The organism is Streptomyces sp. NPDC051563 (assembly GCF_044454225.1).
Taxonomy (GTDB): domain Bacteria; phylum Actinomycetota; class Actinomycetes; order Streptomycetales; family Streptomycetaceae; genus Streptomyces.
Genome location: NZ_JBITDL010000023.1, coordinates 1 through 11,959, shown reverse-complemented (window position 1 = coordinate 11,959; position 11,959 = coordinate 1). Strand labels below are relative to the sequence as shown.

General features: G+C 67.5%; 4 protein-coding genes and 1 pseudogene. 3 read left to right on the top strand and 2 right to left on the bottom strand.

What is annotated here, in order from left to right:
• Nucleotides 1-41 precede the first annotated feature (41 nt).
• A complete protein-coding gene (locus ACIA8F_RS26000) occupies nucleotides 42-1,427 on the top strand; it encodes an FtsX-like permease family protein (protein ID WP_399382257.1) in 1,386 nt (461 codons plus the stop codon).
• A 6-nt stretch (nucleotides 1,428-1,433) separates the two neighbouring features.
• Nucleotides 1,434-2,159, top strand: coding sequence for an ABC transporter ATP-binding protein (locus ACIA8F_RS25995; RefSeq protein WP_399382256.1), 726 nt, complete (start codon nucleotides 1,434-1,436; stop codon nucleotides 2,157-2,159).
• A 467-nt stretch (nucleotides 2,160-2,626) separates the two neighbouring features.
• Here the strand turns inward: ACIA8F_RS25995 and ACIA8F_RS25990 are convergent, their stop codons facing one another.
• Nucleotides 2,627-2,983 (bottom strand): hypothetical protein, encoded by a 357-nt coding sequence (locus ACIA8F_RS25990; protein ID WP_399382255.1) that lies wholly within the window; start codon nucleotides 2,981-2,983, stop codon nucleotides 2,627-2,629.
• On the bottom strand, nucleotides 2,980-10,314 hold the full coding sequence (locus ACIA8F_RS25985) for a ricin-type beta-trefoil lectin domain protein (RefSeq protein WP_399382253.1): 7,335 nt from the start codon (nucleotides 10,312-10,314) through the stop codon (nucleotides 2,980-2,982). The genes ACIA8F_RS25990 and ACIA8F_RS25985 overlap by 4 nt, the downstream gene beginning before the upstream one ends.
• 559 nt (nucleotides 10,315-10,873) lie before the next feature.
• Between ACIA8F_RS25985 and ACIA8F_RS25980 the strand changes: the two are divergent.
• Nucleotides 10,874-11,959, top strand: a pseudogene (locus ACIA8F_RS25980) (VCBS repeat-containing protein); the annotation flags it as partial.

Below are 11,959 nucleotides of genomic sequence, written 5' to 3'. Positions count from 1 at the left end.
GGCACCCATTTCGCCGGTACGGACCGAGAGAGCCGATTCCCATGAATTTCGTCAAACGCGCGGGGCTCAGCCTGTGGGCCCGCAAGGGCCGCACCCTGATCACCCTGGCCACCTTCCTCGTCATCTCCGTGATGGTGCTGGCAGGCGTTCTGATCAACGGCGCGACGGCCCGGGCCGAGAAGGACGCCAAGCGCTCCGTCGGCGCCGAGGTCAACCTCGACCTGGACATGAGCCAGATGGGCAACTCCGCCCAACTCCAGGCACCGAGCATCGAGGCCCCGACCGTCGACAAGATCGGCTCCCTGCCCCAGGTGCAGAAGTACACCTACTCCATGTGGGACCGCGTCCTGCTGACCGGCAAGAACAAGGTGGTCGACAGCGGGGCGAAGGACTCCATGGGACTGGGCCCCGGCGGCACCCTGGGCATGGGCGTCCTGGACTCCTCCCTGCTGCCCGACTTCCGCAGCGGCAAGTCCACCCTGGTCTCCGGTGCGCACATCACGGCAGCCGACAAGGACAAGAAGCAGCTCCTGATCGAGGAGCGCCTGGCCAAGCAGAACGGCCTCAAGGCCGGCGACAGGATCACCCTCACCGGCAACGACGAGAAGACCACCGGCGAGTTCACCATCGGCGGCATCTACCGCGACCCGCGCCCCACCACCGACGCCGACCCCGAGTTCGGCATCAGCCCCGCCAACATGCTCTACGGATCGGTCGGCGGCCTCGCCGCGCTCGACTCCGGCAGCAACGGGCCGCGCAAGGTCAGCAAGGCCACCTTCCTCCTGAACGACGCCGAGGAACAGGACGCGTTCAAGAGCGGGGCGAAGCAGCTCGCGGGGAAGGGGCTGACCGGCTTCAAGCTGGACGCCAACGACAAGGCCGTCCAGCAGATGACCGGCCCGCTCAAGAGCATCCGCTCCACGGCCACCGTCGCCATGTGGCTGATGGGCCTCGCCGGGGCGGCCGTACTCGCCCTCCTGGTCAACCTCGCCGTCAAGCAGCGCCGCACCGAGTACGGCGTCCTGCTCGCGATGGGCGAGAAGAAGAGCAAGCTCATCGCCCAGCAGGTCCTGGAGATCGTACTCGTGGCCGCCGTCGCCATCGGCGTGAGCTCCCTGTTCGCCCCGCAGCTGACCCAGAGCGCCGGCCAGGCACTGCTCGGCAAGGAAGCCTCCGCGGCAGCGGAGAAGCTCGGCTCCTGGAAGCCCCCGGCCCCCGGGAGCACCGGGCTCGGGGAGGGCATCGACTGGAACGACCAGCCCGTGCAGAACGCCGACCCCATCGACAAGATCACCGTCGCCCTCGACCCGGCCGACCTCGCCGCGGTCGGCGGCATCGGGCTGGGCATCGGCCTCCTGGCCACCGTCATACCGGCCGCGTCCGTCCTGCGGCTGAGCCCCCGCACCATCCTCACGAAGGGCAAGTGACCCGCCATGACCACCCCCGCCACGACCCCCGAGACCGCGGCCCCGCCGGTCCTGCGCCTGGCCGGCGTCAGCCACACCTACGCCGGCCAGCGCCGCAGGACCACCGTCCTCAAGGACGTCGACCACTCCTTCGAACGCGGCACCTTCTACACGATCCTGGGCCCCTCCGGCAGCGGCAAGACCACCCTGCTCTCCCTGGCCAGCGGCCTCGACACCCCCACCCAGGGCACGATCACCTTCAACGGGCAGGACCTGACGAAACTCGGCCTCGGCCGCTACCGCAACAAGCACGCCGCCACGATCTTCCAGCAGTACAACCTCCTCACCTACATGACCGCCCTCCAGAACGTCACCACCGCCATGGAGATCACCGGCGCGAAACCCGCCACCGGAAGCCGCAAGGCCCGCGCCCTGCACCTCCTCGAGAACATCGGCCTCGACAAGGCGATGGCCACCCGCAACGTCATGCAGCTCTCCGGCGGCCAGCAGCAGCGCGTCGCCATCGCCCGGGCGCTCGCCTGCGACGTCGACATCCTCTTCGCCGACGAACCCACCGGAAACCTCGACGAGGACACCGCCCAGGGCATCATCGACACCTTCCGCGACCTCGCCCACCAGCAGAACAAGTGCGTGGTCGTCGTCACCCACTCCCAGCACCTCGCAGCCCAGTCCGACCGCATCCTCACCCTGCGCAAGGGCAAGCTCACGGAGCAGGTGAACAAGCGCCCCTGACCGGTCGGCCATTGCCCGAACAGTCCTCGCCGCTTGTCGCAGCCGGACCGCACACCACGAACGCAGAACGCCCGACCGGAGAACCGGTCGGGCGTTCCGTGCGCTGGCGGTCTCCCGACGGATCAGTCCCGCTCGAGCCATGTGCCGATGCCCGCCGCCTCGCCGGCGCCATGGTCCAGCCCTCTTGGAGCTTCACCCGGAGCCAGCGGAAGTCGATGTCGTCATCGCTCAGGTTGGCACTGGAACAGCCTGCCGTAGTCGTGCCCGGCGTTCTTCTTCATTCCCTTGGGCCCGAGCCATGCGTGCGAGGTACACAGACACCCGGTCCGGGTCCCCTGGGGGAATCCCTTCCGGCACGCTCCTGCCGGCGCGCAGCAATCACCGTTTCCGTCAAGAACCCCGGGAGCCCCGCCGGAAAATTCTCCGGCGGGGCTCCTCAGCGTCCGCTTATTTCACCCTTGGGAGCTTCAAGCCCCATCGGAGCTGGGCTGATCTTCCACCCTTGGGTCTCGTATTGAAAGCAATGCGCTTTCAATCGCATTCCGAAGATGTGGCCGCGCGTTTCCTGAGTCGGCCTTGCCCAGCAGGACTGAAAGGAAATCGGCGTCCGGGTAGCCGTTGTGTTGCGGCTCCTTGATCGCCCACACCTGTGACCAAATCGAGATCATCATCTCGTTGCAGGCTTGAGCCTGCCGCAACGCATGCGATCCGTCTTCGGTGAAGATATCGCGCGCCGAAATGCCGAGTCGATGCCCCATGGCCAGCAGGAACGCCGCCTTGGACTCCGAGTTCAGGATCGTCAGAAATTGATTCTGAATGTTCATTGGTCCATGTCCCAGAAATCTTCGTCCGTCATTGGTCGATTGCCGCCATAGGCCTCACGAGGCAATGAATCGACGTCGTATCCTCGCGACCTGAGAACTGCGATTCTGGTGTTTCCGTTCATGATCGTTCCGTCCGGCTTGGCGATCAGTGGTTCATGTGCTCCCGGCCGCAAGGAGAAGGTGATGTCGTCCGTATCTTGTTTGTCCCAGAACTCCAGCGAACTCTTATCGAGCGAACTCTTTGGGTGCAGTGACTTCAGCGGGACATCGCACGAACCCGAATTGTGAACGAGGACCGGCGTCGAGCCCGCCAGCACATGGTACGTGTGCAGGTCGGAGACCGTCAGGTTGTAGGTGACCTGCTGGGCCGCGTACTTGCGCGAGCCGACCACGGGGACGTTCTCGCCGTCGGCGACGCGGAGGGCTTCTCCCGACTTCAGAGCGCCTGCGTCGGTCCAGGCGCGTGCAGAGTCGGACCAGAACGGATGGTGCTCCGTCGTGGTGATGACCCGGTTGCCGTCCTGCGTGGAGATGGTCAGGTCGACGAATTCCTTGTCGTCCTTCGTGAAGATCTCCGCGGTAACGGTTTCAGGAACCGTTTCTCCGGTCTCGGGATCGGTGGCGAGAACCTTGTCCCCGGCCTTCACGTCCTCGATGGCCTCGTAGGCGCCGTCTGCCATCAGGATCAGTGTTCCCGCGACGAAGCTGTTCGTGAGGATGCTGCACGTGATGGCGATCCCCGCTTCTTCCCTGCCTACCGCACCTGCCGTACCTGCCGCGCGTGCCGCCTTGGCTCCCTGAACTCCTTCCTTGAGGGCCATTCCCACTCCGGCGCTGACGACTGCGACGACCACATCGGCGACCGCCGCGCCGCAACGCTCCCCGCCCGTGACGCATTCATACAGGTTGCGAATGCCGAGGGCTTCCATCCAGTCGCCGGGGGCCGGAGTCGACAGTCCGATCTTGGCGGCTACGGTGCAGAAACCCTCATTTCCGTCATAGGCGCCCGTGCACAGACCATAGGCCCATTGATGGAGATTGTCCTCGTAGCTCTTGTTCTTGGGATATGCGACGGGATTTCGGTTGTACAGATCCTCCTGGGTCGGCAGATCCCGGTCCACGAAGTGGATCCTGAGGCTGCTGGTTCCGTTCTTCCCGCCGCCGCTGGGCTTGCTGTAGGTGGGAGTGCCGCTGAGCCCGGAGGGGCCACCGCGGTCCCGGTTCCAGACACTGCTCGGGTTGTTGACGCTACATCCGTCGCAGTAACTGGTGCGCTTCTCCTGGTTCCAGACGCTGCCCGGGTTGTTGACGCTGCACCCGTCGCAGAAGAGGCCCGAGGGGTCCGATCCGCCGATGGGGTTGGCGCCGGCGTAGAGGTAGCCGTTCATCTGGAACGGGTCGGTGATGTCGATGACGGGGTCGACGGAGAGGAAGCGGCCGTTGGTCGCGTCGTACTCGCGGGCACCGATGTGGGTCAGGCCCGTCGCGGAGTCGTCGTTGCCGGTGCCGAGGAAGCCGCGGCTGCCGGGCCAGTCGTTCGGTACCGCGCCCCGCGGGTTGCCGTACGGGTCGGTCTTGCGCCGGGTGACCTTCTGGCCGGCGGACTGGTCGACCGAGACCGTGCCCGTGTTGTGGTGGTCGGCCAGCAGGACGGTGAGCTTGTGGCCGGTGGGCTGGCCGTAGGTGGTGCGGACGGTGGTGACTCCGGGGCCGCTGTAATAGCGGACCGCGTCGATGGCCCGGCCGGTCTTGTCGACCGTGATCTCGGCTTCGCCGAGGTAGAGGGTCCGGGAGCTTCCGGTCTCCTCGATCAGACGGTTGCCGGCCGCGTCGTAGATGTAGGTGGTGGTGGTGTCGAAGGTCCACTGCTGGGCCGGGACACCGCCCGCGGCGCAGGCGTAGATGTGGAGGTCGTTGCCGTCCGCGGGGTTGTCGTTGGGGACGGTGAGGCAGGCGTTGGCCGCCGCGTTGTAGAGGGTCTTGTCGCCGGGGCGGTAGGTGAACGCCTGCTTCGTGCTTCCGTCACAGGTCGCCAGGCGCGCGTACAGGCCGTCGGCCGTCAGGCACTTGCCCAGGGCTTGGACGGTGTTGCCGCTCAGCTTCCACTGCTGGGCCCTGGTCTCGTTGCAGGGGTAGATCTGGACGGGAGTGCCGTCGGTGACGGAACCCGACTGGACGTCGAGGCACTTGCCGGCCATGCCGATGACGGAGACCGCGCCGATTCCGGGACTGGTGGCCGCGGTCAGCTTGTTGCGCCGGTCCCAGGTCAGGGCCTGGGTGTCGCCGTCGATCTTGCGGCTCTTGGTGTTGCCCGAGGCGTCGTACTCGTAGGTCGAGAGCGAGTTGACCGTGGAGTTGGCCTTCTTGACGGTCTTCTCGGTCTTCGAAAGGGCGTGCGGCTGGGTGGTCGTGGGCGGCAGTGCGCCGTTCCCGGGGACGGTGACGCCGTAGGTGTACTTGGTCTCGTCGTCCAGCGCCGAGTCGGTGAGGTCGTGGTCGATCAGCTTGGTGCGGTTGCCGATCGGGTCGAACTGGTAGTCCTGCCAGTAGCCGTCACCGTCAGGACCGGCCGTGACGTCGCTCAGGCTCGGTCCGGTGCACGCGGCGGTCTTGCCGGTCCACGCCTTGGTCATCTGGCCCATCGGGTCGTACGCGAAGCACTGGCGCTCTTCGCGGCCGCCGGGCTGGGTGTCGGTGACCGAGGTGATGTTGCCGGCGGGGTCGTACTTGTACGAGACGTCGCTGATGCGGTTGACCGCGGTCTCGCGGTCGCTGATCTGGTTGGTGAGCTGACCCGTATTCGGGTTGTACTGGTTGGTGGTCCACACCCGGTTCGGCGCATTGCCCGAAGCCGTGCGGCGGACCTCGCCCTGAGGACCGTAGACGACGTCCGCCGTGTACCAGGACAGGCCCGAGATGGTCTTGGGCATGTCGTCGGAGTCGTAGCGGGTGATCACCTTCTCGGCGGCCAGGCCGCCGGGTGTCGCCGGCAGGGTGGTCGACCGGACCTTGCCCGTCGGGGTGTAGGCGGTGCTGTAGCTGTAGGTGCCGGCGAGCCCCTTGGTGCCGGGCACGTCCGGGATCGTGATCTTGGATCCGGTCGGCCGGTACTCGGCGTCGTATCCGGTGATCTCGCTCTTGTAGGCGGCGCCGCCCTCGTAGCGCGTGGAGGACACCGCGATGCCCTTGGCGCCGGGAAGGGAGTCGAAGGCCCACGAGGCGACCAGCGGGCCGTCGGCGGCGTTGTCGCGGAGCCCGGTCTTGCGGCCGAGCACGTCATAGTTCGTGTACTGGGTGCGGCCGCTGGAGTCCTTCACCCAGATCTGCTGGTCGAGGTTGTCGTACCCGAACTCCGACCGTCCCGCGTCCGGGTCCTGCGCGGCCGTTTGGCGGCCTCGGGCGTCGTACTCGTAGGACCACTTGTTGCCGGCCGGGTCGGTGACCGTGGTCAGCTTGTTCCGGGCGTCGTAGGCGTAGGTGGTCCTGTTCCAGGTGGTCAGGTCCGTCGAGGTGGCGTGTTCGATCGCCGAGGTACGGCCGAGTGGATCGGTCCAGGACTTGGAGGCGCGGCTGCCCTTGAGCGGGGTGCTGCCGTCCGCGGACATGGCCGACCGGGCGAGGGTGTAGTCGCCCTCGTACTGCACGGTCGACGTGTACTGCGGTACGTCCGCGAAGAGCGTGGTGGTCCGCACCTGCCGGCCGAGGCCGTCGTACGCCGCCTTCGTCGAGTTGGGGACCTGGAAGACGCTCTCCGGGACGAAGATCTTCCCGTTCGGTGCGCCCTCGGCGTAGTAGGCGTTGTTGGTCTGGCTGACGGTTCCGTTCGCGCTGTAGAGGGTGTCCGAGATCAGACGGCCTCCGCCCGCGGAGTCGGCCTGGCTCTGGCGCGGCCGCAACAGGCCGTCGTAGATGGTCACTGCCTGGGCGTAGCTGCCGTCGTCCTGCAGGGCGCCGGTCGTGACGACCGGCGGCTGCTGCTCCGAGATCTGGTAGGAGAAGGTGCGGACGGGCTTGTCCGTGCCCTGCTTGCGCGAGGCCGTCCAGACAGCGGTGATCCGCCCCAGGGCGTCGTAGGCCGAGCTGGTCTTGCGGTTGTTGGCGTCCGCGGTCTCCAGGACGCTGCCGCGCCCGGGGTCGAACTGCGCCGTGGCTGTGTGGCCCAGCGCGTTGGTGATCGTGGTGGAGAAGACGGCACCGGTCGTGGGGCTGTAGCTGGTTCCCGTGGCGGTTCCGGCGGCGTCGTATTCCTTGACGGGACGCCCGAGGGCGTCGTAGTCGGTACGCGACTGCGTGATCCAGCCGGTGCCCGCGGCGTCGAGGGTGTCGGTCTGGACTTGGAGTCCCCGGCTCGGCGTCGCACCGAAGGCGTTCGGGGCGTCGAAGGAGGCGCGCGTGTCGCTGACGACCCGGCCCGTGGCCGATGCGGTGCAGTCGCCCTCGGTGGCACGGGTGCGTTGCGCCAGACCGACCAGGTTCTTGGCGGTGTTGTGGACGTAAGTGACCGTCACGCACTGCTGGTTGGATGTGGTCCAGCCCGTGCCGTTGGGCGTGAGAACCTCGGACTGTGAGGTCAGCGGGAGCCCGTAGGTCGTGTCGAAGGCGCGCAGGGTGCGCACCTTCTGCGTGCGGCCGCCGCTGATCGCCCGTGTCGCCTCGGTGCGCGCGATGTCGCTCCGGAAGGCTTCCAGCGGTGTGGTGCCGTCCCTGGGCTGGGAGGCGGTCTTCTGCAGCCACGGCCAGTTCAGCACGCGTGACGAGACCTGGCCCCCGGCCTTCGTGTAGGTGATGCTCTCGGCCGTCTGGCCCTGGAGCTGCAGTACGTCTTCGCCGAGGTCCTCGGTGCCCGTGGAATCCTTGACGGTGATCTTCGGTCTACCGGCGTCTCCGGACATGCCGCGGAAGAACCGGGTGCGGGTCTGGGCCTGCTCCGTGGCATCCGGTTTGCCCGTATTGGCGGTCACTCCGGTGTTCACCACGACGCTGGCGTAGCCGCGCCACTGGCTGTACGTGCGCAGCTCGGGCTTGGAGAACACGTCGGTGTCCTTGGCCCAGGCGGCGTCGCCCTCGTAGGTGTAGGCCGTGGTGACGTCGGGCTGACGCGCGACGCGGTCCTTCTCCACGACCTTGTCGACGACGTACTTGTTGAACCACTCCAGCGGGGGCGTTTCCAGGTCCCGGTCCGGTGACCAGTGCATGGGGAAGCAGCGGGTCGTGTTGGTCTCCGGCGACGGGTGCGTGCCGCCGACGGGACAGGGGTCGGAGTAGTCGACGTACGTTTCGCCACCCGTCTCGTTGCGGATGGTCTCCACTCTCAGCCGGTCGAAGTCCGGGGTGGCGTCGTTGGGGCCGGTCGCGACGCGGTTGGGCATGTCCTGGACGTTCGCGAGGAAGGACACCGGCGGCAGCGAGATGCCGAGTTGGTTGCCGGCCTCGTCCTTCGCCGTGCCGTACCCGGTGCGGCTGATGGACTCCAGCCACAGGGGCGGGTGGGTGTCGGTGCGCTGCTTAGGGAACGACTGGGTCAGGTTCCAGCGGTCCACGAGCGAGAGCGTCGTGGCGCCGGAGGTGCGCTGACCGTAGGTGGCGACGCTGGTCAGCCGAAGCCGGGTCCAGAACGTGGGTGCCGCGTTGTAGCAGTCGACGCCCGCCTTGCAGTGCAGCGTTGAAGGCGTGTCCCACCACGGCTGCTTGTCGCCGTAGTTCTTGGACTCGAACTGCGCGTCACCGCACTTGGTGGTGCCTTCCTCGATGCACCGCTCGTCGACCTTGAACTCGACCTTGGCGGCGGGCGGTCCGGACAGGTTGTCACGGCGCAAGCCGTAGGTGATCTGGGTCGGGTAGCCGGCCCGCGCGTACTCGACCGACGCCTTGATGCCGGCGTTCTTCGCGTAGCGGTTGGTCTCCTTCTTCCAGTCGATGATCATCGCGTTGCCGTGGACGTCCTCGACGTAGTCAAGGTTCCAGCGCCAGGCCTGCTCACAGCCGGAAGCGGCGAAGGAGGCCTGGTAGCACGGCTCACCGGGGTGATTGCCGAAGACGGGTACCGTCAGGACCGAGTTGGTGACGGGGCGGCTGCCGGCGCCGTCGACATCGTGGCGGCCGAAGAAGTAGCGGGTGCCCCCGCGCGTGGTGACGACCCAGTACTCGCCGTCCTTCGCGCCGTTGGCGACGTTCGGGTCGGTCAGGCGCTCGACCTTCGCACCGTCGTCGTTGGCGGGGACCCACGCGCCGGTCGCGGTGTCGTGGACGAGCTCGGTGGTGGAGCCGCCGAGCGACAGCACCACGTTGTCACCCGCCCAGCACAGGTCGCCCTTCTTCTTGTCCGTCGCGTTGTCGTTGTTCGGCTTGCTCGGCACGGCCTTCAGGTCGTCCGAGCAGGAGCGGTACCGGCGCTCGACGAAGCCCGGCTCGTATCCCCAGCCGTCACCGATCCACGAGGCCTGTCCGTTGGCCACGGAGGTCCGGCCGTCAACGGCCTGCGAGGAGTACGAGAACGCGATCTGCGGTGACGGCCCGGCCGGGGGCGCGGGAACGGTCAGCGGGTAGGTCCAGGAGAATCCGCCGCCGCTGCCGCCCGCCGTCCATGAGCCGGACGGGGAGAGCGACGTCGCCTTGTACGTGCCGCCCGCGCCGGAGCCGCCGTCGGAGGCGGCCAGCACCATCGGGCCGCCGCCGTCGCCGGCCATGGTCCGCAGCCCCTGACCGGGGGTCGTGGCCGGGTCGACGGTCGCACGCACGGTGCCGGCGGCCGCGTCGTTGGTGCTCGGCACGTCCTTGGACGCGGAGCACTCCGGAAGGTCGGGCGTGGTCAGGAAGCAGGCGGGAAGCTGCTTCAGCTTCAGACGGGTGGCCCATTCGGTGCCGTAGAGGTCCTTGAACTGGTTGTAGTCCAGCTGGACATCGACCGGAGTGGACCCCTCGGCAGGCGGCGTGACCTTGATCAGGGCCCCGTCGACATTGGCGGCCTCGGTCACGGTGCGGCTCGCGACCTCCACCGACCAGGTACCGGAGGGGGCCGGCGGCGTCGGATCGGTCTCGGTCGCGGATGCCTTGCCGATGCTCACCGGGAGGGAACCGGCCTGGACGAGCTGGCCGTCGGCGTTCGGAGCCAGTGCCACGTTGGCCGCGCCACCGACGGGCGGGGTCACTTTCGAAGGCTCGTACCCGGGAGGCGGTGGCGCCGGCGTACCGGCCCAGCCCTCCAGCTTGGCGGCCTCGACCTTGTCGAGCTTGGCCTTGATGTCCTGCTGCAGTCCGGGCAGTTGTACGCCGGTGCGGTCGCCCGGTGGCGCTGCCCAGGCCTGGACGGGCAGGAGCGAAGCGGCCAGCATCACGGACAGCGTGATGCCGACATGCCCGGCAAGGTGCGCGCGTCTCTTCCGCGCCCTTCTGGTTCCGGGCAGGCGGAAGCTATTCGCCGAGAACGGCGACATGTGGACCCCCCCACGTACTGCCTCCGCGGCCATGGGCGCACGGCAGGCAGGGAATTGGCAAATATCAAGCAGATTCTGTGGGCAGATGGCAGCGAAATCCAAGCCTTTGTTTCGATGTGTGCTTTGTCACTTTTCCGCCGCCTCAGGGCGGGGCGATCTGCATAAATCGGCCCCAAGTCACACACGTTGAATTCAAAGCAAGGAGTGACGAGGTCAGAGCGATGGTCCATGCTCTGCTCGCACACGCTTTGCGTGATGGGTGAGCGGGGAGCGAGCCCTTCGGACGCAGGCCGGTGGCAGAAATCGTTCGTCAGTACCGAGGGTCGCGGAGCATGCGCCCGAGGGGGAGAGGGCAACTGTGACTATGAGCGAATCCATGGATGAAAGTCCGCCAATAGCTCCAGCAACACCGAAATCTGTCACTTCGGGACGAAGCTGGTCCCGGCGGCGGAAGGCCATGGGTGGTGTTGCCGCGCTGCTCGCGGTGGCCGTGGCGGTTCCGGTTGGTGTGCACTTCGGGGGTGGCGGCGCCGCCCCCGAGCGGGAGAAGAGGCCGGTCGCCGAGGCGGCCGGGGCGCCGGTCTCGGCTGCGGAAGCACGAAAGCTGGCCGCCGAGTCCGGCAAGGAAGTCGAAGTGACGGCGGACCGCACGCCGAACACGACCACGTGGGCGCAGCGCGACGGGGCATTCAGGAAGAGCATTTCCAGTTCCGCAATCCGAGCCAAAGTAGGTGACCAGTGGAAGCCGGTCGATACCTCGCTCGCCAAGGTCGACGGCGGATTCGCCGCGAAGGCGGTGAACGGAAAGGTCTTCTTCAGCGGCGGTTCGCCGGCCGCCGGTGACCGGGCTTCGCGCGCTGCGGTGCGTTCCGCTTTGACGGTGGACGCACCCGGAACGGCGTGGACCGAACTCGTCCGACTGAATGTGGACGGGCACGACATGTCGGTGAGCTGGCCGGGGGAATTGCCCGCTCCGGTGATCGACGGGCCGCGGGCCCTGTACGAGAACGTCCGGCCGGGGATCGACCTGCTGATGACCGCCCAGGACGGCGGCTACTCGCACCTCCTCGTGGTGAAGGACAAGAAGGCGGCCGCCGATCCGCTGCTGGCCGAACTGAACTACCGGCTGGCCTCACCCGATCTGTCGTTCGTGCTGGATGCGGAGTCCGGTGCGCTGTCGGCGCGCGACGGCCAGGGCGAGGAGGTCGCCGGTTCGCCGTCGCCCTTGATGTGGGATTCGTCCGGCAAGGTCCGCACCACGGACGACACCGCGGCGTGGAAGGCCCCGGCCGCGGCCAAGAACCACCCGACGCTGGGACTTGCGGGTCTGGCGGGCGCGGAGGGCGCGCACCTGTCGGTGGCGGGGGCGTCCTTCGCGGACGGCACGCTGACGCTGAAGGCCGACCGCGGTCTCCTGGACGCTGACGGCACCGTGTATCCGGTGTTCATCGACCCGTCGTTCAAGGGTCGCAAGTACGCGTGGTCGCTGCTTTACAAGACGGCCGGCGGGTCGAGCTTCTACAACGGCCAGAACTACAACGCC

What these genes read in the sequence shown, in the direction of transcription:
- ACIA8F_RS26000 (WP_399382257.1), top strand. Translation starts at nt 42, where the DNA reads ATGAATTTCGTCAAACGCGCGGGGCTCAGCCTGTGGGCCCGCAAGGGC.
- ACIA8F_RS25995 (WP_399382256.1), top strand. Translation starts at nt 1,434, where the DNA reads ATGACCACCCCCGCCACGACCCCCGAGACCGCGGCCCCGCCGGTCCTG.
- ACIA8F_RS25990 (WP_399382255.1), bottom strand. Translation starts at nt 2,983, where the DNA reads ATGAACATTCAGAATCAATTTCTGACGATCCTGAACTCGGAGTCCAAG.
- ACIA8F_RS25985 (WP_399382253.1), bottom strand. Translation starts at nt 10,314, where the DNA reads ATGCTGGCCGCTTCGCTCCTGCCCGTCCAGGCCTGGGCAGCGCCACCG.